21 protein-coding genes and 1 riboswitch are annotated in these 20,055 nt (G+C 48.0%); of the genes, 5 read left to right on the forward strand and 16 right to left on the reverse strand.

Annotated features, from left to right (window positions below):
* Nucleotides 1–4: 4 nt before the first annotated feature.
* Together V1498_RS19310 and V1498_RS19315 are read right to left on the reverse strand one after the other, a co-directional pair.
* The gene (locus tag V1498_RS19310) at nt 5–1,018 is read right to left on the reverse strand and encodes a FecCD family ABC transporter permease (RefSeq protein ID WP_409295533.1); all 1,014 of its coding nucleotides are present in this window, start codon (nt 1,016–1,018) and stop codon (nt 5–7) included.
* The gene (locus tag V1498_RS19315) at nt 1,015–2,049 is read right to left on the reverse strand and encodes a FecCD family ABC transporter permease (RefSeq protein WP_409295535.1); all 1,035 of its coding nucleotides are present in this window, start codon (nt 2,047–2,049) and stop codon (nt 1,015–1,017) included. Before V1498_RS19315 ends, V1498_RS19310 begins: the two co-directional genes overlap by 4 nt.
* A gap of 194 nt (nt 2,050–2,243) precedes the next feature.
* Here V1498_RS19315 and V1498_RS19320 point away from each other — a divergent pair, with 194 nt between their 5' ends.
* On the forward strand, nt 2,244–3,191 hold the full coding sequence (locus tag V1498_RS19320; protein ID WP_409295536.1) for an ABC transporter substrate-binding protein: 948 nt from the start codon (nt 2,244–2,246) through the stop codon (nt 3,189–3,191).
* Between the two features lie 72 nt (nt 3,192–3,263).
* Here V1498_RS19320 and V1498_RS19325 read toward each other — a convergent pair whose 3' ends face one another.
* The 6 genes from V1498_RS19325 to V1498_RS19350 all read right to left on the reverse strand — a co-directional run bounded on the left by V1498_RS19325 (nt 3,264) and on the right by V1498_RS19350 (nt 9,124).
* Nucleotides 3,264–5,627 carry an EAL domain-containing protein gene (locus tag V1498_RS19325; protein ID WP_409299375.1) on the reverse strand — a complete coding sequence of 788 codons (2,364 nt, stop codon included), beginning with the start codon at nt 5,625–5,627 and terminating at the stop codon, nt 3,264–3,266.
* 114 nt (nt 5,628–5,741) lie between these two features.
* Entirely contained in the window at nt 5,742–6,092 is a 351-nt protein-coding gene (locus V1498_RS19330; protein ID WP_409295538.1) for a cupin, read from the reverse strand.
* A 158-nt stretch (nt 6,093–6,250) separates the two neighbouring features.
* Nucleotides 6,251–7,309, reverse strand: a complete 1,059-nt coding sequence (gene ssuD, locus V1498_RS19335; RefSeq protein ID WP_409295539.1) for an FMNH2-dependent alkanesulfonate monooxygenase — start codon at nt 7,307–7,309, stop codon at nt 6,251–6,253.
* A gap of 203 nt (nt 7,310–7,512) precedes the next feature.
* Nucleotides 7,513–7,866, reverse strand: a complete 354-nt coding sequence (locus V1498_RS19340; protein WP_409295541.1) for an antibiotic biosynthesis monooxygenase family protein — start codon at nt 7,864–7,866, stop codon at nt 7,513–7,515.
* 30 nt (nt 7,867–7,896) lie between these two features.
* Nucleotides 7,897–8,427, reverse strand: a complete 531-nt coding sequence (locus V1498_RS19345) for a GNAT family N-acetyltransferase (RefSeq protein ID WP_409295543.1) — start codon at nt 8,425–8,427, stop codon at nt 7,897–7,899.
* A gap of 130 nt (nt 8,428–8,557) precedes the next feature.
* A complete protein-coding gene (locus V1498_RS19350; protein ID WP_409295545.1) occupies nt 8,558–9,124 on the reverse strand; it encodes a hypothetical protein in 567 nt (188 codons plus the stop codon).
* A gap of 105 nt (nt 9,125–9,229) precedes the next feature.
* Here V1498_RS19350 and V1498_RS19355 point away from each other — a divergent pair, with 105 nt between their 5' ends.
* On the forward strand, nt 9,230–9,964 hold the full coding sequence (locus V1498_RS19355; protein ID WP_409295547.1) for a MerR family transcriptional regulator: 735 nt from the start codon (nt 9,230–9,232) through the stop codon (nt 9,962–9,964).
* A gap of 19 nt (nt 9,965–9,983) precedes the next feature.
* Here the strand turns inward: V1498_RS19355 and thiW are convergent, their stop codons facing one another.
* Nucleotides 9,984–10,469: an energy coupling factor transporter S component ThiW gene (gene thiW, locus V1498_RS19360; RefSeq protein ID WP_409295548.1), complete on the reverse strand. Its 486-nt coding sequence runs from the start codon at nt 10,467–10,469 to the stop codon at nt 9,984–9,986.
* A 121-nt stretch (nt 10,470–10,590) separates the two neighbouring features.
* Nucleotides 10,591–10,700, reverse strand: a riboswitch (TPP riboswitch).
* 150 nt (nt 10,701–10,850) lie between these two features.
* Here thiW and V1498_RS19365 point away from each other — a divergent pair.
* The 3 genes from V1498_RS19365 (at nt 10,851) to V1498_RS19375 (ending at nt 14,925) form a co-directional block, all read left to right on the forward strand.
* Complete coding sequence (locus V1498_RS19365) at nt 10,851–11,822, forward strand: zinc-binding alcohol dehydrogenase family protein (RefSeq protein WP_409295549.1); 972 nt, start codon at nt 10,851–10,853, stop codon at nt 11,820–11,822.
* Between the two features lie 152 nt (nt 11,823–11,974).
* Nucleotides 11,975–13,555, forward strand: a complete 1,581-nt coding sequence (locus V1498_RS19370) for a phospholipase D-like domain-containing protein (RefSeq protein WP_409295551.1) — start codon at nt 11,975–11,977, stop codon at nt 13,553–13,555.
* A gap of 173 nt (nt 13,556–13,728) precedes the next feature.
* Nucleotides 13,729–14,925, forward strand: a complete 1,197-nt coding sequence (locus tag V1498_RS19375; RefSeq protein WP_409295552.1) for an NAD(P)/FAD-dependent oxidoreductase — start codon at nt 13,729–13,731, stop codon at nt 14,923–14,925.
* Nucleotides 14,926–14,987: 62 nt separating this feature from the next.
* Here the strand turns inward: V1498_RS19375 and V1498_RS19380 are convergent, their stop codons facing one another.
* The 7 genes from V1498_RS19380 to V1498_RS19410 all read right to left on the reverse strand — a co-directional run bounded on the left by V1498_RS19380 (nt 14,988) and on the right by V1498_RS19410 (nt 19,942).
* On the reverse strand, nt 14,988–15,662 hold the full coding sequence (locus tag V1498_RS19380) for a GNAT family N-acetyltransferase (protein ID WP_409295554.1): 675 nt from the start codon (nt 15,660–15,662) through the stop codon (nt 14,988–14,990).
* A 24-nt stretch (nt 15,663–15,686) separates the two neighbouring features.
* Nucleotides 15,687–16,214: a DinB family protein gene (locus V1498_RS19385; RefSeq protein ID WP_409295555.1), complete on the reverse strand. Its 528-nt coding sequence runs from the start codon at nt 16,212–16,214 to the stop codon at nt 15,687–15,689.
* A 36-nt stretch (nt 16,215–16,250) separates the two neighbouring features.
* Nucleotides 16,251–16,670, reverse strand: a complete 420-nt coding sequence (fosB, locus tag V1498_RS19390; RefSeq protein ID WP_409295556.1) for a metallothiol transferase FosB — start codon at nt 16,668–16,670, stop codon at nt 16,251–16,253.
* A 99-nt stretch (nt 16,671–16,769) separates the two neighbouring features.
* Nucleotides 16,770–17,552, reverse strand: coding sequence for an alpha/beta fold hydrolase (locus V1498_RS19395; protein ID WP_409295558.1), 783 nt, complete (start codon nt 17,550–17,552; stop codon nt 16,770–16,772).
* Nucleotides 17,553–17,761: 209 nt separating this feature from the next.
* Nucleotides 17,762–17,971: a hypothetical protein gene (locus V1498_RS19400; RefSeq protein WP_409295560.1), complete on the reverse strand. Its 210-nt coding sequence runs from the start codon at nt 17,969–17,971 to the stop codon at nt 17,762–17,764.
* A gap of 52 nt (nt 17,972–18,023) precedes the next feature.
* On the reverse strand, nt 18,024–19,235 hold the full coding sequence (locus V1498_RS19405; RefSeq protein ID WP_409295562.1) for a multidrug effflux MFS transporter: 1,212 nt from the start codon (nt 19,233–19,235) through the stop codon (nt 18,024–18,026).
* Between the two features lie 194 nt (nt 19,236–19,429).
* Entirely contained in the window at nt 19,430–19,942 is a 513-nt protein-coding gene (locus tag V1498_RS19410) for a hypothetical protein (protein WP_409295564.1), read from the reverse strand.
* Nucleotides 19,943–20,055 lie beyond the last annotated feature (113 nt).

The following is a 20,055-nucleotide window of genomic DNA, read 5'->3' on the forward strand; positions in this document are numbered from 1 at the left end:
CTCCTTACTTGCCCCGCATTAAAAGGACCAGGAAATATGGAACACTTATCATGGCCACAACCAGCCCGGCGGGTATTTCTGTTGGCGCCAGCGCATTTTTCCCGATTACATCGGCAGCGGTAAGCAGAATGGCGCCGATCATGGACGCTGTCGGGATGAGGAGCTGATGCCTCGGGCCGACAAGCCTTCGTGCGATATGTGGTGCGATTAAGCCGAGGAAGGCGATTCCCCCTCCAGCTGCCACCCCGAGACCGGCAAGTGCAGCAGCTAGTACCAGAAGCAGGATTCGTTCACGAAGCACCCTAAGGCCGAGAGCCCGCGGCAGGCTGCTGCCGAGCTGCATGACGTTCAGGGTATGACCTTTATAGAAGGTATAGATCCAAAGAATAATGAACCAGGGCAGCAGAGCCCACACATACGGCCACTGCGATGCCCAGAGATCCCCGGCCAGCCAGACCATGGCCTTGATAAAATCATTTGGCGAAAGCCGCAGCTGCATCGCAATGATGACAGCACTGAGACCTGCATTTATGCCGATCCCGACCAGGATCAGCCTGATGGAATCGAGGCCATTTTTCCATGACAGAAGCAGGATGGCAGCTCCCGCAAGCAAAGCCCCCAGAAAGGCGGCTGCCGGCAGGATGAAGGTTCCCGCCAGACTGAGCCCGCCGACTGCTGTCTGAAGGAAGGATATATAGATAACGACCGCGAGCCCGGAACCTGCATTGATGCCGAGAATGCCCGGATCGGCCAGTTCATTCCGGGTGATGCTCTGCAGAATGGTCCCGGAAACCGCCATGCCGGCTCCCACCATGATGGCAAGCACAATGGCGGGCATGCGGAATTGAAAAAGAATAAGTTCCTGTTTAGGCGTCCCGCTGCCTGTCAGTGCCGCGAAAACTTCCTTAGGCGATATGGACGCTGCCCCCAGGCTTAGGGATACAAGACAGACGATGATAAGGATGCCGCAAAGCAGGGCCATAACCTGAATAAAACGAGCTTTCTGCTTCTTATTCATAATCTGCCCCTTCCGCTTCTGACCAAATATAAGAAAAATGGCACACCAATGAAAGCCGTTATGACGCCGATCGGTGTTTCATACGGAGGGTTGATCATCCTGGCGCCCAAATCAGCCGCAGCCAGGAGGAGGCTTCCGGATACCGCCGATAATCCAAGGCTCAAACGGTAGTCGGGACCTGCCAGCATCCGGCTGATATGCGGGATGATCAGGCCCACAAAGGAAATCGTGCCCGCAGCGGCCACAGCGCTGCCGGTCAAAAGCAGCACGGCCAGGATCCCAAGCCCGTTCACCACCCGCAGGTTGATGCCGAGCCCCTTTGTCACCTCGTCCCCTAAGTTCAATAGAGTCAGGGGCCGGGCAAGAAAGACGATGAGCGGAAGCGCGGCTGCACCGGCAAGCGCAAGAATCTTCACTCCCTGCCAGTCCGCCGTGTCCAGGCTGCCCGCATACCAGAAGCTGAGCTGCTTTGCAGAGCCAAAGTGGAGGGCGATGATCGATGTCAGCGAGGCGAGGAACATTCCGATTGCCATACCGGCAAGCGCAAGCTTCACAGGCGCCGCCCCTCCCCTTGACATAGAAGCCAGGGAAAATACAAGGATGACAGACAAACCGGCACCAATCATAGCCGGCACGACGGAGGCGGCGGCCGAAAGCCCTGGCGCCGCTGCAAGCGCCACCACCATGGCAAAGGCCGCTCCCTGGGAAACTCCAATCAAGGACGGTTCAGCCAGCGGGTTCCGGGTCAGTGCCTGCATGACGGCTCCCGAAATGGCAAGGTATGCACCGATCATGGCCGCCGCCAGGATTCTCGGCAGCCTAATATCATGTATAATCTGGTGATCCTTCAAGCCAGGATCATAATGAAACAGTGCATTCATCACATCCTTTATAGAGATGTGAGCAATTCCATATATAAGCGAAAGGAACAGCGCAGCGATCACGAGGAAGAGGGCGGACATCGTCAGCCAGGCTGCCCGGACTGCCCGGCCAGCCGGCTTCTTTGTATTTTCAACGGATTCTCTCCTCAAAGGCTTTTCCTTCTTTCTATCTGTCTAAAATAATGAGAACGGTTTTCACTCTAGTAAGTATAAAATTTAGGACTCTCGGTTTCAATATATTTATAGAAAATAGCAGGTTTTAACACATTAAGATCACAATTCTTGACTTTTTCCATGAGAATGATTATCATTTGCGGTATGAACGTATATAGGAGGAACAATACATGAACGGACAAAAAAGATACATAAGCTTCCTTGCTGCCCTGCTCTGCTCTATTTTAGTCCTGGCAGCCTGCGGTAAAAATGAAAGCGGCACCGGCGGCGCTGATAAAGAACCTAAGGAAATCACCCTTACGGACGCAATGGGCAAAGTCACCATACCCGCCGATCCAAACCGGATTCTCGCTCCATACATGGAAGATTCCCTTGCTGCGCTCGGCGTGAAGCCGGCTGCACAATGGTCCATTGGGGATACGGTCCTGGATTATCTGCAGCCACAGCTGAAAGGTGTCCCTAAAATCGGCTGGGATATGCCGCTTGAGCAGGCAATCGAAGCTGATCCTGATTTAATTGTATTCAGCTCTAAGGGCGCGATCCAGAACGGTCAATATGAAGAATATAAAAAGATTGCTCCGGTTTATGTCTATAAAGATGAAGACAGCTCAGACTGGAAAAAGCAGCTGAAGATCATGGGGAAAATCACCGGCAAAGAAAAAGATGCCGGCAAGAAAATTGGCGAATATGAAAAGAATGCCGAAAAAGCGTCCAAGGATATCAAATCTGCCATCGGTGATGAAACAGCGGCTATCATCTGGTCAGCCGGCGGCAAGTATTATCTTTTTGAGAATAATCGATTTGCAGGAAACGTGCTGTACGGCGATTTAGGAGTGTCCCAGCCTGCCATGGTTGAAAAGCTTCCTAAAGCAGAAGCTGCCTGGCAGCCTGTGTCCCTGGAATCCTTATCCAGCCTGGATGCCGACCACCTCTTCTTGGTCAGCCTTCCAAACGAAGCCGGAACTGCTAAATTAAAGGAAAGCTCCGTTTTCAAAAGCATGCCGGCGGCCAAAACTGGCAGCGTCTATGAAATGGACGATCCAAGCTACTGGAACATCAATGGCCTGATCGCCTATGAAAAAGCCATGGAAGCGATCAAGACTTCATTAGTTAAATAATAGGAAGAGGATGTTCCCGAATTCAGGAACATCCTCTTTTTTTACTGTTGTTTTTTGAAAAAGCCTGTTTACTTATACTTTTGCCCCTGCCGGATCCATATGCTCCTCTTCAAACTGAATGACCGGGACCGGAGGTGAATAATAATACCCTTGCGCTTCCTCACAGCCGAGCAGCCGCAGGAGCTCAACCTGGTCATTGGTTTCCACGCCTTCTGCAATGACCTTCAGATTCAGGCTCTTTGCGAGGAAGATGATAGCCGTCACCACTTCTTTACTGTTCTGGATGTTGTTGATAAACGTCCGGTCTATCTTCAGAATATCAACATGAAGCTTATCAAGATAGCTGAGGGAGCTGTAGCCTGTGCCAAAGTCATCGATGCTGATGACCAGACCGTATTCCCGGAGCTTTTGGAGGGTGCAGTTCACTTCCTCTTCATTTTCCATTACAACCCGCTCCGTTATTTCTAATTCAATCAGGTTTCCTTCAAGTTCATGGCTTTCAAGAGTTTCTATAATGAAAGCAAGGAATCCTTCCTGAAGGAGGCTGATCAGCGATACGTTGATGGACACCCGCTGCATGTTTTTATTCTGGCTTCTCCATTCAGCGAGCAATTTACATACCTCTGTGAATACAAACCGTTCCAGTCGGACAATCAGACCGCTCTCCTCGGCGATAGGAATGAAGACAGCAGGCGGGATAAAGCCCTTTTCCTTATGATTCCAGCGGAGCAGCACCTCGGATCCAATCATTTCACCGCTGGCTGTGTTGTATTTGGGCTGAAAGTAAAGCATCAGATCTCCGTTCTGGATAGCGCCGGCCAGATCATTTTCTATGTCCAGCTTATCAATTTGTTTATCAGCCATTTCCTTTGTATAAAGCGAATAGCCGTTAGCTCCATTTTCCTTGGAATGATACATGGCTATGTCTGCAAACTTATATAATTCGTCGATGTCGCGTGTATCCTGAGGGAAGGACGCGACACCCATGCTGGCTGTCAGCAGGACTTCGTAGCCGCCTATCACAAGCGGAGTGCGGAAAGCATTGATCACGTCCTCAGCCAGGGAATCCGTATATACCGTTGTAATGATCAAATACTCATCACCGCCAAGTCTCGCCGCCGTGCCCCTGTCACCTATCACTTCCCTCAGCTTGCTTCCGACTTCGATCAGCAGCTTGTCCCCAAATGCATGGCCAAAGGTATCATTGATCCGCTTGAAGCGGTCAAAGTCCATCAGCATGATATGGTAAGGAGTCTGTTTGTCTGCTGTCTCAGACATGACCTTTTTAATCATTCTTCTGTTTGGGAGACTCGTCAGTTCATCATGATAAGCCATGAACCTCACCTGGTTTTCCGCCCGCTTGACGTCCGTAATGTCCTTGACGATTCCGAAGGCACCGACAATACTGTTTTCTACGACTGTTTTAACAGCGGTGATCCTGACGTCCTTTTTCCGCCCGTCCCGAAGCGAAATCTGGGCATCAATATGGGACACATTTCCTTTAGAGACATCACTCAGATAATTCCTGATTTTCTCTCCCCTGTCACCAGGGAAGAAATCCTGGATAACCGCGCCAATCAGCTTATCTGTCTTCATTCCTGTAAGCATCTCTGCCTCTTTGTTCACATTCAGGATCTGCCCATAAAGGTCCACTGAAAAGACAGCGTCAGGATTATGATTGAACATCGATCTGTATGACTCAATATTTTTGACCAGGATCTTGTCGCCAAAAATATCGGGCACAAGTGTGAGCAGCACGTTCGCCAGCATCACATAAATGAACGGAAACATCATCTCCGGCGAAAATGCGGATTTTTCCTCAAGCTGCAGAATGGAAACGATCACAATATAAGGAATGCCCGACAAGGCAGTACCAGCCGCCACACAACCGATATATTTCCACTTGTTCAGCAGCTTGTAATTGTCTTCATTCGTAAACTGATTGAGAAAACGGAAAATGGAAAAAGATGTTCCCAAAATCAGGATGAAGGCCATGAAAATGAACATGGGCTTAAATTGCAGGGAGTCATAAAACAACACCAGGAATCCTAATGTATCTGCCCCTAGTATACTGAGTGCAACAATGAGGCTTCCAAGAATGAAAAACCTTCCGTTGATCAGCCGGAATTGGGCCATTTTTAAGGCCACAAGGGATCCAATAAAGCAGAAGATGAAATTCGTTAAAGAATAGAGCGGATAATTGGCGGTCGAAAAATTCAGGTCTATCGAATAAGATACAAAAAAATGGGTCAGCCAGAAGGTCACTGCCAGCAAAAAAGCACCGCCGGCAAGAAGCTTAATGGAGGGATTCCCCTTCATCCTCCTGCTCATTTCAAGTCCCAGCACACAGCTTAATATCGAAAGGATCATCGTCATCAGCACAAACTTATAATGAAACAATTCAAACGTAATCATAAAAACAGGTAAGTCATTCATCAAGCGTAAAACACTCCTACTCCATAAAAGTTCCTTACCGGATATATCGGCAAGGGATGGGCAGATATGAAGTGTTTTTAGGACTTTTGTCTCATTATCGGAACGTTCTTTTCGTTATAAAGGGGTCAATGCGGAAACAGCGAGCTCTTCGCTTTCGATCACAATGGCTGTCAGCCCGGTATCTGTTTTGGTTTCGTGCCATTCGCCTTTCTCCCAGAAGGCGGCTTCGCCGCTTTGAAGCTTGAAATATTCACCAGCGGAGCCGCACACCCAACCTTCCCCGCTTACAATTAAAAGAAGCTGGGGAACGACTGCCTGGTGATGGCCGACCAGCCCATTTGCATCTAAGTGCATAACCCCAATATGGGCGGCTTTTTCTGTCTTTGTAATGCGGGACAGGATAAAATCAGAATCAAATTTTGTTATTTTTTTGCCTGTTTCTTTTTTAAATTGAAATAGTTTCATAGGATCCTCCCAACAGCGGCTTTAAGCGCTCCTGCGGAGTTTACTCCTTAGCAAAAGCTTTATAACCGTCTGGAAATAATGATAATCAAAGTTTACTACAAATTTTGTGTACGACAAAAAACCCTGCTGTCCGAAGAAAGCAGGGTTTTACTATTATCTTATTTACGTTCGTCCAGCGGCAGATGCGGGAAGACGAGCTCTGCGACTCTATAGGCTTCCTCAAGGTGAGGGTAGCCGGAGAGAATGAAGGAATCGATGCCGATTTCCTGGTATTCCTTCAGGCGCTGTGCAACGGTGAGCGGATCTCCGACAATGGCTGTGCCGGCACCTTCACGAACGAGGCCAAGGCCTGCCCAGAGGTTCGGGCTGACTTCCAGGTTATCACGGCTGCCTCCATGGAGGGCGGCCATCCTTTTCTGGCCTTCTGATTCATGTCTGCTCTGCAGGCTTTGAGCCGCTTTGATCGCTTCATCATCCACATGGGAAATGAGATCCTCAGCCGCCGCCCAGGCTTCTTCTTCCGTTTCGCGTACAATGATATTAAGGCGGATCCCGAACTTGACTTTTCTGCCTTCTTTTTCAGCAAGAGCCCTTACCGTATCAATCTTTTCTTTCACAAGATGAGGCGGCTCGCCCCAGGTGAGGTATACATCTGAATGGCGCGCGCCGATCTGCTGGGCGATTTCGGAAGACCCGCCGAAATAGATGGGCGGATAGGACTTCTGAACAGGCGGGAATTGATTTTTGGCACCCTGGATGTTCAGGTGTTTTCCTTCAAAGTCCACGGTTTCCCCGCTCATCGTACGCTTCCACACTTCAAGGAATTCATCGGTAATTTCGTAGCGTCCGGTATGGTCGAGATGCACTCCGTCACCGGCATGCTCAACGGCATTGCCTGTTACGATGTTTATCGCAAGCCTGCCATCTGAAAGCCGGTCAAAAGTGGAAGCCATCCTAGCTGCAAGGGTCGGAGACATGATACCAGGGCGGAGAGCAACTAAAAACTTCATATGCTTAGTTGAATGAATCAGGGATGCCGCCGTGATCCAAGCATCCTCGCAATTGCGGGATGTCGGGAGCAGCGCACCATGATAACCAAGCGAATCCACAGCAACAGCAATCTGATTTAAATAACTACTTGTAATCTCCCTGGCGCCCTTCGTGGTGCCAAGATATCTCGAATCCCCTCCAGTAGGAAAAAACCACAACACTTCCACTTACCTTCACTCCTTTTTATGTTAAAAGCCAGACGATGACCTTCTTCTTTTAAAATACTAATTAATCCTATTAATATACTATGCATTATATCCAAAAAAAACCACAAATTTGCTTAAAAACTTAATTCCTAGTAAATGAATCAATTTATTTATATTAAATGGACAAGTAGTTTTTGTCAATAAAAATCGAAAAATCAATTAATTTAAAAGCCAGCGGTCCGCTGCTCCTCTTGCTCCTTACTGCCGCTTTGCCTTTCCACCCTGCACACCCTGATGGTGTAGGCGTCGTACCAGTCACTTTTTCCCTTTTCCTGGGCTGCCCTGTGGGCCGAATTTTCCTTCCAGTTGTTGATCGTCTCAAGCGAATCCCAATAGGAAACCGTTATCCCAAGCCTTTCATCCCTCGCTCCTTCTACGCCTAAAAACCCCTTCTGCCTCGAGGCCCACTCTTCCATTTTTTCTGCCATTGCCCCATAGCCCCTGTCTCCCTCTGTTCGTTTAGATGTGAAAATGACTGCATAATAAGGCGGTTCGGGCGTTTTCAATAATGAGTCCATCCTGTTTTCCTCCATTACATCGAAATTTTTTCAGCCTCGCCACTCACTCTCAAGCATGCTGTAAAGCAGCGAATCACGCCATCCTTCCTTCAGCCGCAGATGCTGGCGAATTCGCCCTTCCCTCTTCATGCCAAGCTTTTCAAGCACTCTCGATGAAGAAACATTATCCGGGGAGCATGTGGCACAAATCCGGTGCAGCTTCAGTTTTTCGAATCCAAAGCTTAAGACAAGCCGGGAAGCTTCGGCAGCCACCCCTTTCCCCCAATGATCCGGGTGCACAATATAGCCTATTTCCCCTTCACTATTATGAAAGCTCTTTATACTCAATTCCACGGCTCCAATAAGCCTTGAAGTCTCTTTATGTATAATGGCAAAGACATACCGCTCCCTCGGCTCTTGTGCTGCATCAGCCAGTACCTCCTGGATATACTCCTTTGTATCCTGTCTCGAGTTCGGACCCCACGGCTGGAACTGGCACACCTTCTCCTGTGAGGCGTATGCGTGGACTTGGGGCCAGTCTGTTTCAAGCATTTCACGAAGCAATAACCTTCTGCTTTCCAATACATTTTCACTCCCGGCACGAGTTCTTATAATCCTTTTTCTATTAAGATAAATATACCTTTTCCCAGCGGGGCAGCACACTGTTTTTTTAGGCCGCTATTTTTTTCGGAACAAAAAGACAGCCCTATTATTACAAGGTCTGTCTTTCCTCAGTCTTCCCCGGCTCCTTTTTCGGCGGCCAGATGAAATAGCTCAATGAAATTAGAAAATCTATTCCCACTACCAGTGTCCAGATCTTCAAGATCCCTTCCAACGCCTCGGTGCGTGATGGATCTTGAATGATGAAAATCATTCCCCCCAGTAAACCAGCCCCGATCAGGTAGGCCAGGACGTGCCTGGTCCAGCCCTTAAAATAATGCTTGGCATAGTCCATCCCCGTTCTTTTAAGCGGCCGCCTGCCTTCTTTTGCTATATAATACCGAAACCTCACGTCTGCCCACTCTATCATGCTTTTTCCAAATGCAATGCTGATTCCGATATAAACAGCTGCTATGGCATGGGCCTTGGTAGCCACAGCTCCCCTTGATAAATCAAATCCGGCTGCAGCCAATAAAAACAGATCGATAATTGGCGTCAATGCCAGCAGGAATAACCCAAGCTTGTTCATCTTCAGCATATAACGCGCTGCCAGCCCAAGAATAATCACAATCCAGAATCCAATCTCACTTGCCACAATCAGCCAGCCAATCAAGTTCATTCTGCTCACCCTCCATCTTCAGGAAAATTTTTCTTATATGTGATAGGTTAACTATAGAGGGTTACGCAGCGTCACCCGCAACACTTTTTTTAGGAGTGAATGTAAATGGACCAGTATACTTCGGGCGAAGCGGCTAAATCACTTGGCATTTCGGTCCGTACGATCCGCTATTATGATTCCATCGGTCTGGTTTCCCCTGCCCGGACAGAGGAATCCGGCAGGCGGCTTTATACAGATCATGAGCTGCTGCAGCTGGAGAAAATTCTGCTGTTGAAATCTCTTTCCATGCCGCTTAGCGATATCCAGAAAATTATAGGCGAAATCACCATCGAACAGATTCTCGAACTGCATAAAGAAAGACTAGACAATCAGATCAGCCAGCTTCAGCAGTCACTAAAACAAACCCAGGCTATACGAAACATTCTTCAGCTGGAAGGTAGCCTGAATTGGGACCAGCTTCTCCCCCTTGTGAGAGAAAGCTCCACCGGGAAGAAGAGCCGGGAAGATTATTATGATTCCACTGAACAGGCAGTCCTGACGGAAAGACTTCCTAAATTAGAAGACTCCTCGGCACAGAAATGGATCAGCATTCTAAAGCGGGCGAAGCTGTATCTGCAGGCCGGACTTCTTCCTTCTTCTGATGAAGCCCAGCTCCTGGCGGAAGACTGTCTCCTGCTGTCCCGGGAATTATTCCAGGGAGACCGTGAGCTTGAGGAAAAGTTCTGGAATGCACGAAAGTCAGAAGAAACTTCTAAAGAGATGGGCTATTATCCTATTTCTCGGGAACTGCTCCGGTTCATGGAAGAGGCTATTTCGCACAATGAAAGAGTCCGGGAATGATTCCTTCATCGGGATTCCTCTAAAACAGGGAGGATTTCTTTTTCAAGATGACGGATAGGACGGCTGCCCCAAGAACTGCTCCTGTCATTGAACTGAATATAAAAGCCGGGATGAAACCGAACAAAGCCGCCTTCTGGCCGAGGGTGAACACCGCAATCGGATAAGCGAGAAGTGCGCCTATAATTCCGGTCCCGAACACCTCACCAAGGAATGCCATGTACAGCTTCTTCGTTTTCAGGAATAAAAGCGAAGCCAGCAGGGCTCCTGCCATACTTCCCGGAAAGGCGAATATCGAGCCTGTGCCCATTACATTTCTTACTAGTGAGGTACAAAGGGCACCGGCCACTGCATAATAGGGGCCGAGCAGCACCGCAGACAGGACATTGAGGAAATGCTGGACCGGAAATACCCGGGTGAAGCCAATTGGGATGGCGAATGCATGACTGGTCAGTGTACCAATGGAGATCATCATGGCGGTCAGGGTGAGCCTGCTTGTTTTTTTCATTACTATCCCTCCTGTGTACGCACCCCTTAAGGTGCTGGTAGTTTACCGCTGTTTATGCACCTTCATAGGATATAAAAAGCCAGATCCGCATAATGGGACCTGGCTTCGTTGGTCAGAAAAAATATCCGCTAACCTACTTTCCTACGCTGGCATCATCCAGATCAGGTCCAAAGGGTTAAAAAACGCTCCGTTTTTCTCTCAGCCCATGACAGGGCACCCCTAGTAGTTATTGCTATTAAGTTACTTATATAGTAATCCATATCCTTCCATGAGTAAAGGTTCTGCAGGATATATCGCGTTTCTTATATACTTTGATAATTTTGCCGGAATTCCCGGGAGCTCCCCCTCATGCTATGCTTTTTATATAAGGAGTTGGAGGCGATGAAAATGAAAGCAGTTATCCAAAGAGAATTTGGCAGTGCGGATGTTCTTGCCTGCGAAGAGATTGAAATTCCTGTTATCCGCCCTAATGAAGTATTAATCAAACTTGCTTACACCAGTGTCAATTTTGCCGATATCAAAAAACGCAAGGGAACTAAAGGGGCAGGAAGCTTCCCGATGGTGCTCGGCCTGGATGCCGCAGGCGCTATCGAAACGGCTCCAGCCGATTCTACATTCAAGCCCGGCGACCGGGTCATCGCCTTCCCAAGGAGCGGTTCGTATGCGGAATATGCGGCCGCAAACGAAAGCCTGGTCTTCAAAATTCCCGATGACCTTCCATTTGAACAGGCAGCCGCCATGCCGACAGTGGCCATCCTGGCTCATATCCTGCTCCACGAAATCGGACAGGTTGAGAAATCCCATACCATTGTTGTGCATAGTGCGGGAGGAGGTGCCGGCTCCATGCTTGTGATGCTTGCCAGGATTGCCGGTATATCAAAGATCATTGGCACCGCCGGGAGCCTGGATAAAGAGTCCTATATTAAGAGGTTAGGTGCTCATTCGGTTTATACATATGAAACCTTTACACAGGGAGTATGGAGGGAAACAGATGGCAAGGGGGCTGATATCATTTTTGACTCAGTTGCAGGTGAAGTTACCGCCGGGAGCCTGGAGTGTCTGGCTCATTATGGGACGCTCGTCCAATTTGGAAACAGCAGCGGCCAAATCGGGACGTTCAGGACAAGTGATGTACACAGCAGCTGCCGCAATATAAAGGGCTTCAGCCTCGGCACAACCAGAAAGCTCCATCCTGAAAAATTGGCAGCTGCAGCAGAGGCAGTGATTAAGCTGTTTGCGTCTCAGCAGATTTACCTGCCGATAGCCCGGATATTCGAGCTGTGTGAGGCCGCTGATGCACACAGGCTGATCGAAAATCGGTCTTACACGGGAAAGGTACTATTAAAAATGTGAAAAGAAATCAGCGGCAGGCTTGAGGCTTGAAACTTCCGCTGATTTCTTTTTTAGCTTCTCTTCCATATCTTCAATTTCTGCCAGTTACAAAGTCAGAGAATCAGGGTATTAAGGAGGAGTACACACTACTCAGGATGGAAGAGGATACCGATATGAAGATACGATTTGAAGATTGGGACCACCCCCTGCAAACAAATTCAGTCAACTTTATAAACTACTACCTATCGAACGGACCTCTGTCAAAAGTGGCAGCCGGTTCTGAAGAAGCAGTCAGGCTGCTGGTACAACATATTCCGTTTACTGAAGCAGTAAAACACCGCCAGGCCCTCGGGGGAGTATTCACCACCCACTCCCAGCTTATCCATATGCCGGGCATGGACCAGGGACTGCTTGAACGCTTGGGCTTCCTGCTTCAGGAGCTTGATTTGAGTCTATTGGATTCACTGACCCCGAACACTACCTGGAATAATAAGGTGGATGCTTATGTGAACGGACCAGACAACCTCAGGGTCATAATTGATGAGATTGATAAGGCGGAAAGGTATATCCATCTGTCTGTTATGCTCTTTTATAAGGATGAATCCGGCAGGGCTGTGACGGATGCGCTGCTGAATGCGCTGAATCGCGGGGTCGAAGTGCGGATCATGGTGGATTATGGCGTCACGGCAGTCGGCTATGAAAAGGATCTTGAAGTCGGCCGTTTCAATGAATTGGCAGATGAGCTGAAGGACGCAGGATGCCGGATTGTCGACACCTTCCATAACTGCTATGGCAAGGAAGAATGGCCGGAGAAAAGAGCAGAGCTTGCTGCAAAGGGAGTACCCGAGAGTACTCTGGCGGTCCAGGATTTCATCCAGGAGGAATACACACTGGATATCAATGTGATCAACCACCGCAAGTTCCTGGTCATTGATGGCATCACCACCATCATCGGGAGCTTGAATATCGGGGACCAATATATGTATAGCACTCCTGTAAAAAGTGAGGACGAAGAGTGCGGCAATGGCATCCCAGGGGAGGAAGGACAGTGGCACGATGGCTGCTTCCGCATTCAGGGAGAAGTGGCTCACCCGTTGAACCAGCTCTTCTCTCTGCAATGGACGGTGCTTGGAGGAGATGTCTTCGATCCAGACGACTCTTTTTATTATGGAGATGAGGACCGGAATTTTGGAGAAGAGGAATGCACATTGATTGCAAGCTTCCCGGGCAATCCGGTTAACCTGATTCAGCAGTATTACCTTTCTTTGATCAAGTATGCAGGAGATGAAACCATCATCGTCAATCCGTATTTAATTGATCAGGATTTTTGGGACCAGCTGAAGGAAATCACGGAAGAAGAAGCACAGCACATATCCATATGCAATCCTTTATATGTGAACGATCATTTAACTAACCGCGCTGCGGTCAGGAGCAATATGTACGAGCCGTTCACCAAGGGAGTCTCCTTTTTCGATTACAGCAATACCGGCCGCTTTTCCCATTGGAAAATCGCCTATGATAAGCGCTCACACTGCGTATTCCATGGGTCTTATAACATCAATGAGCGCAGCGCCTGCCACGACTTCGAGCTTGGCGTCCTGATAAAAGGGGAAGCATTTGCTGAAAAGATGCGGGAAATGATCGGTCATGACCTCTCCGTATCGGAAGAGATCACCGACAAGAAGGAATTCTTCAAGCACCCGCTCCTGCATCCGAGCACGTATATCAATAACATGACGAAGAGCTTCACATAAGCTCATGGATTTGGCCGTTTCAACTGTTCATCCTGCAGGTTATTTTTTCCTCACTGCTCTTAAGGGATTGTAGTTTATAACCGAACGGACCAAATATTTACGAATGTTCTATTTTGTTTCATACAATTAATTGACCTTGGGGTGAAAATCCCTTTTCTTTAGGAGGAAAAAAATTGAAATTGCATGCTGGAGCTTTGTTTTGGAATCATACAAAAGAGGAAATTACTATTTCCCACCCTGAAGCTGCAGATTTTTACGATGTACTCATTGTTGGAGGAGGAATGTCCGGCGCATTAAGCGCCTATACTCTGGCAAAAGAAAACCTCAAGATTGCCGTAGTTGATAAAGGTACGGCAAGTGGTGGAAGCACGCTTGCCAATACAGGGCTGCTGCAGTTTTCCAATGATATCATGCTTCATAAGCTGATTGAACAGATTGGCGAAGAAAAGGCGGTCCGTTTTTATAGGCTGTGCAGTGAAGCCATCGATGGCATAGAGAAGGCGGCAGATGAATTAGAAATCAGTTGTGACTTTATACGCAGAAAAAGTTTCTACTTTGCCAGTGAAGAATCTGATGTGGAGCTCGTCCAGAAAGAATATCAGACTCTCATTAAACATGGCTTTAAAGCGGAATATTGGGATCAGAAAAAAATTGAATCCCAGCTGCCCTTTTCAAAACCGGCTGCCCTTATCACCTTTGACGATGCCGAAGTTAACCCCTATCAATTCAGCAGGGGAATGATTCAGCATCTTGTGAAGAAAGGTGTGGACATCTTTGAGAATGTTTCTGCAGAAGAAATCATTGAGACGAAGGATGGCATTGAGTTAACGACAAGTAAGGGAAGCTTTCATTCAGCCTCCCTGATTTATGCTACCGGCTATCAGGCCCCTCCATTAATAAAAAACAAAAACCGCGGCCTGAACCGTTCTTACGCGATTGCAACAGAACCTGTAAATGATCTCTCCAAGTGGAGGGATAGAATGTTAATCTGGGAGACCAAGAGACCGTATCTATACTTGAGGACGACCGCTGACAGCCGGATCATTGCAGGGGGGCTGGATGAAGATAAGGCGGAAATGCCATATAACGATGATTGGATCATGAATCGGGCAAGACATCTTAAGTCAGAAATTTCCCTTCTGTTTCCAATGCTTGATATCAAGATTGATTATGCATGGGGAGCCATGTTCGGAGAATCTAACGACAATCTGCCGTTTATCGGCAGACATCCAGACAAAGAAAATATCTATTATCTGCTCGGTTACGGCGGGAACGGTACAGTTTACAGCATGCTGGGCTCCCGAATCCTGAGGGACTTGATTTTAAATCGGGAAACCCTGGATGCGGATATTACGAGACTGGATAGATAAGGGCTGGCAGAGGGGAAACTATATTCATAGGTTTCTCCTCTTTTTTATAGCCAGAATGCACTTTAGGTTACATGCAGATCCACGCCATATTGATGAAGCCGTAATTTTGCAGCTATTTTCTGCGAGGGGAGGTTGTCCCAGCTTGTACTGTACAGAGGGATTCTTTTCTCCTTCCGTATTTCCATCCCCCAGGCACCTGCACAATTCACCGCGTACCCCTTCCCCTGATAGCCCGGCAGGGTTTCAACGCCAGCCTCTGCCGCCAGGTCGCTATTCCTGGCACTGAAGCATACAGATACCGCCCTTCCTTCCTCTACCATGGCAAAGATCGGCTGCCGGGGACGAAACTCCTCTATAAGATGAGGAAAGTCCTGGCGCAATATTTCCTGATTTTCTTCTGTTATGACAACTGCATGGGAGCTTTTTTGAAAACTTTCTGGAAAAGTATATGCAGGTCCCATCCAAAGGTTTGAAACGGAATTATTTTCACTCACTGCACCTATGATTTTCGCCAGCGCGCTGTTCATTGGATAAGATTGTACAATGTCTTTGATCTCCCTGCATACCGGCTCCGGGACAGAAGCATTAAAACGCAAAATGCGGCCTTCCTTGGTTTGTCCCAGAAAGAGGAAAGGCGCCTCGCCCCCACCCTCCTCATTGACCGCTGTCAGTCTGCTGGAACTGTCGTGCTTAAATAAAACGTCAGCCTGGATTTCCATCAGTTTTAAATCTGACATCTGTTTCCCCTTTGCAAACATCGCCTAGTTTTCCATGCCAGGCATATAACGTTCTTTGATAAGGCGCAGATGATGCCGCTCATGTCCTGCAATAATGGCAATCAGCGCGCGGACTGTGACTTCATGGTTATTCGCTGTGCTTCTGCGGGTCATCGCATCAGGAGGCAGAGTCTTAATGAGGTGGATGGCAGACTCCCGGACAGCCATAAGGTTTTTCTTGAGATCCTCCAGCGGATGCGAGTCGAATGAGGCATGTTTCACATATTCATTAACGTCATATCCCGGGAGCTCTGTCCTGTCTCCTCTTGCTATCGTGAGGATTCTATGACACATGACCCTCTCCGTATCGGCAATATGTCCGATTATTTCCTTCAGGCTCCATTTGCCTTCTGCATAGCGGTACAGCGCCTGCTCCTCTGTGATGCCATTTAGCAGCTCTATCGTTAAATCCATCTGCTCTTTTAGGATTTCAAGAAGATTTCCGTCAGGAACCAGTTCTATGTATCCTGCATAATAGGGGGCATATTCATCTGTTCCAATTGATTTTTTCATGAGCCGTTTCCTCCATATCATCCTATTTAATTGCGCTTACTCAAAAAACTTCATATGTTCCATAGACTGTTTATAATAATCCAGCCGATCCTTCAGGGTACCGGTATGAAATTCGAATTTGTGTCCATCCGGATCGGTAAAATAGATAGACTTTTTATCCCTTTCGTCCCGCCTGCGGCCTGAAAGGATATTCACACCATATCTCCGCAGCTTATTGCATGCTGAATCAAATTCAGAATCATCCACAGAAAATGCAATATGCGTATATGATTCATTTATCTCATTGCGGGGGATGTCCCGCTCGACATTCAAAGCGAGCCAAATCCCATTCAAGTCTAAGTAAGCCGTGGTCCGGCCCTTAACCAGCAGCCTGGCATCCAAAACGTTCTGATAAAATTCAATAGAAGTATCCAGGTCTGAAACGGAAAACAACAAATGATTGAGCCCTTTAATCATTTTTCCACCCCTCCTTAAAACACTATAACTCTAGTATAACGCTGTTTAAAGAGGGCAGCATACCTTCAATTGATTGAGCATAAAGGATTCAGCATACACTCATCCGTGCAGCTGGAGGATCAGCTTGTTGAATTTGTCCCGCTCTTCCCAGAATCCGCCGTGGCCGCTGTAGTGAAAGGGAACCAATTCAGAGCCGGCAATGGATTGATGAACTTCCTCTGCTTGTGTAAATGGGATGACCTGGTCATGGATGCCATGAATGATCAGGGTGGGAACCTTAATTCGGGCTAGATCCTCCCGGACATTCTCATCCCGCAGCATCACAATGACTGAGGCTGTCGACCATCCTGCAGCTTCCATTCCCATCTGGAAAAACCATTCCCTGAATGGGTTTGTTATATATTGAAAGAAAAAGGTATCCGTCACTCCCTGCATCATCTTTGGCCGGTCATTCAGCGTTTCGCCAAGCAGCTTCTGTGCCGTTTCACTCGTAAACCCTGTCGGCGCCGCCGCATCAATCAGCACCAGCCTGGATACCCCACGCCCTTTATGCCGGGACATATACCGGATTGCAATGGCTCCGCCGGTTGAATGGCCGGCGAGAATAAAATCCTGCAGCCTTAGTGTATCGATCACAATCCGGATATCATCCGCCAGCCTGTCAAAGGTATAGCCGGTAAACGGTTTATCCGATTTCCCGAACCCGCGCCAATCAATCCCGATACAGCGGTACCCCATCGCCGGCAGCATATTGAATTGATATTCAAACTGCCTATGATTAAGCGGCCAGCCATGAAGGAAAACAATCGTCCTGCTTCCCCCGGGATTCACATCCTCCACAAAAAGTTTCACACCATCTTCTACCGCCGCATAATACCCCACACTGCCCCCTCCTTCACGTTTAGGATGTCAGCATAAGATATTCGTTTCAGCCTGTTTGAATGCCGGTAACTGGCATTTTTGTTCTGCTCATGCTGTGATTGTTCTTGGCCGGGTGGATGAAGGACTTTTTTCTCCTGCTCCAGCTCTGAAAAGTCCCTCATACCTCTGATGAAGGACTTTTTGCTCCTGCATCCGCTTCGAAAGGTCCTTCATTCCCCTGATGAAGGACTTTTTTCTCCTGCTCCAGCCTTGAAAAGTCCTTCATTACCCCGATGAAAGACTTTTTTCTCCTGCATCAGCTTTGAAAAGTCCTTCATTCCCCCCGATGAAGGATTTTTGCTCCTGCATCCGCTCGAAAGGTCCTTCATTCCCCTGATGAAGGATTTTTCACTTCCCCGCCGGCTGAAAAAGTCTTTCATTCTTTTCAGCCCAACAAAAAAAGGATGCCGAAGCATCCTCAGGAAAAAAACATTATTTTGCAGACACTGTCTTAAATGAACCTCTCTGCACGAGTCCATAGTAAGAAATCATGGCCAACAGGCTGGCGGACAGGATGACAATGCCCATTGGGACGGCTGTATGTTCTCCGCCGATTCCGACAAGAGGTGCTGTGAGGGAACCAAGCACAAATGGCAGCAGTCCCAGGAGTGCGGAGGCACTTCCTGCGATATGGCCCTGTGATTCCATGGCCAGTGAGAAGGAAGAAGTCGATATGATTCCGATGGAGGACACCAGAAAGAATATCGGCACAACCACCGCGAACAGCGGGGCTTTTACAATCAGGGCTGCCAGCAGGAGGGCGCCTGAAATGGTCGAGATGAACAAACCCGCTTTCAGGAAAACTTTATCCGAGATTACATCTGTATAGCGGCCAACGAGCTGGCTTCCCAATATAAGGGCTATTCCATTTATCCCGAATAATAAGCTGAACTGCTGGGCAGATACACCGTATATATTTTGATAGACAAAAGGAATCCCCGACACATAGGCAAAAATGCCGGCAATGATGAATCCTTGTGTGAGTGCATAGCCGGTGAACTGGCGGTCTTTTAACAGCGAAGCAAAATTCCTTAGAACCTGCATGAGATTGCTCGGCACGCGCTTATCCACATCGAGCGTTTCTTCCAGTTTTCCAGAAACAAATAAAAATAGAATCAAACCAAGGCCAGCGAGAGCAATAAAGACGCCCTGCCAGTTTGTAAAAGTGAGCACACCGCCGCCGGCAATCGGCGCCACGATGGGACCGAGATTACCGACCAGCATCAGCAGTGCGAAGAATTTGGTCAATTCTTTCCCGCTATAGAGGTCGCGGACAACGGCCCTGGAGATGACAAGGCCGCCTGCAGCAGCGAATCCCTGTATAAAACGTGCTCCGATGAAAACATAAATGGTCGGTGAAAGGGCACAGACGATGGAAGACAGTAAATATAATACCAAAAAGATCATCAGCGGCTTCCGGCGGCCCTGCACGTCGCTCATTGGCCCGATGATCAATTGCCCAAGTCCGAGCCCGAGCAGACTCGTAGTCAAACTGATCTGTACCAGTGAAGCCGTAGTATGATATTCTTCGACGATGGTCGGGAAGGATGGCAGATACATATCTATCGTAAAGGGGCCAAGCAGCCCCAGAGAGCCAAGAAGTAATGCAAGCTGCGTCCGTTTAGTTCCTGTTAACTTATTCAAATCTATTATCTCGCCTTTCCTTATTAGCATAGTGCAGTCTTAAAATCTATAAGAATACTTACCCATTGTAGCCTCTATCCGCCAAATGAACAAATATGCCGGCTTGGGAAATAATCGAGAAATGGGGGACTGTCCCCTATTTCCGGGAAATAGGGACAGTCCCCCCAAAAAGAAAAACTGCCTGACGGGGCAGTTTAGCTGGGGCTGGTTATGCTGGCTGAGCTGGAGCGTCTCCGCTTTTCGATTTGGTTGACGCCCATGACGACGGCGATGAGTTCTTCGGTCATGAGGGTGTCAGAGGCGTTTTTCAGTTCGAAGGCAGCAGCCTGGAAGAATCCGCTCACCTTCCGGAAAGTGGCAATGACGTGGTCATTCCTGTCCATTATGGTGTATTCTTTCGAGAAAGCAGGCGACTCGATACTATAATCACCATGTGCGGTTGTGTATTTATATCGTTTCGAGAAAAAGGAAAATGAGGCACTCACCCTTCCCAGTTCCGTTCCGTCCGGCCTTTTGACGGCCCATTTCCCTGATAAGAAAGGAAAGCCGCCTTCCACCACTGTTTTCCCATTGATATCCTCCACACACATGCTGGAATTAAAGATACTTTTAAGGTCCAATTCTCCCGTCTTTTCCTGAGATTGATTGTAAATCATTGTTCTTCCGGCGGAGAAAAATTGATCTGTGAAATAAACCAAGTTTTCCATGTACAGCCCTCCTTTGTTAAGGTTTACGGAAAACTATATGCAAATGTTTCAATATTATGGAAAATTATTAATAATTCACGATTGCTCCGCTGATAAAAGTAGTGGATGTACCG

The sequence above is a fragment of the Paraperibacillus marinus genome (genome assembly GCF_046237605.1).
GTDB classification, from domain to species: Bacteria; Bacillota; Bacilli; order Bacillales; family DSM-1321; genus Paraperibacillus; species Paraperibacillus marinus.

Bases quoted from the DNA above. Each gene is read 5' to 3' on its own strand.
- V1498_RS19350 (WP_409295545.1), bottom strand. From the start codon at position 9,124: ATGAACTTGATTGGCTGGCTGATTGTGGCAAGTGAGATTGGATTCTGG.
- V1498_RS19340 (WP_409295541.1), bottom strand. From the start codon at position 7,866: ATGGACTCATTATTGAAAACGCCCGAACCGCCTTATTATGCAGTCATT.
- fosB (WP_409295556.1), bottom strand. From the start codon at position 16,670: ATGATTAAAGGGCTCAATCATTTGTTGTTTTCCGTTTCAGACCTGGAT.
- V1498_RS19370 (WP_409295551.1), top strand. From the start codon at position 11,975: ATGAAGATACGATTTGAAGATTGGGACCACCCCCTGCAAACAAATTCA.
- V1498_RS19310 (WP_409295533.1), bottom strand. From the start codon at position 1,018: ATGAATAAGAAGCAGAAAGCTCGTTTTATTCAGGTTATGGCCCTGCTT.
- V1498_RS19365 (WP_409295549.1), top strand. From the start codon at position 10,851: ATGAAAATGAAAGCAGTTATCCAAAGAGAATTTGGCAGTGCGGATGTT.
- V1498_RS19330 (WP_409295538.1), bottom strand. From the start codon at position 6,092: ATGAAACTATTTCAATTTAAAAAAGAAACAGGCAAAAAAATAACAAAA.
- V1498_RS19355 (WP_409295547.1), top strand. From the start codon at position 9,230: ATGGACCAGTATACTTCGGGCGAAGCGGCTAAATCACTTGGCATTTCG.
- thiW (WP_409295548.1), bottom strand. From the start codon at position 10,469: ATGAAAAAAACAAGCAGGCTCACCCTGACCGCCATGATGATCTCCATT.
- V1498_RS19400 (WP_409295560.1), bottom strand. From the start codon at position 17,971: ATGAAAGACTTTTTCAGCCGGCGGGGAAGTGAAAAATCCTTCATCAGG.
- V1498_RS19320 (WP_409295536.1), top strand. From the start codon at position 2,244: ATGAACGGACAAAAAAGATACATAAGCTTCCTTGCTGCCCTGCTCTGC.
- V1498_RS19380 (WP_409295554.1), bottom strand. From the start codon at position 15,662: ATGTCAGATTTAAAACTGATGGAAATCCAGGCTGACGTTTTATTTAAG.
- V1498_RS19385 (WP_409295555.1), bottom strand. From the start codon at position 16,214: ATGAAAAAATCAATTGGAACAGATGAATATGCCCCCTATTATGCAGGA.
- V1498_RS19325 (WP_409299375.1), bottom strand. From the start codon at position 5,627: ATGAATGACTTACCTGTTTTTATGATTACGTTTGAATTGTTTCATTAT.
- V1498_RS19410 (WP_409295564.1), bottom strand. From the start codon at position 19,942: ATGGAAAACTTGGTTTATTTCACAGATCAATTTTTCTCCGCCGGAAGA.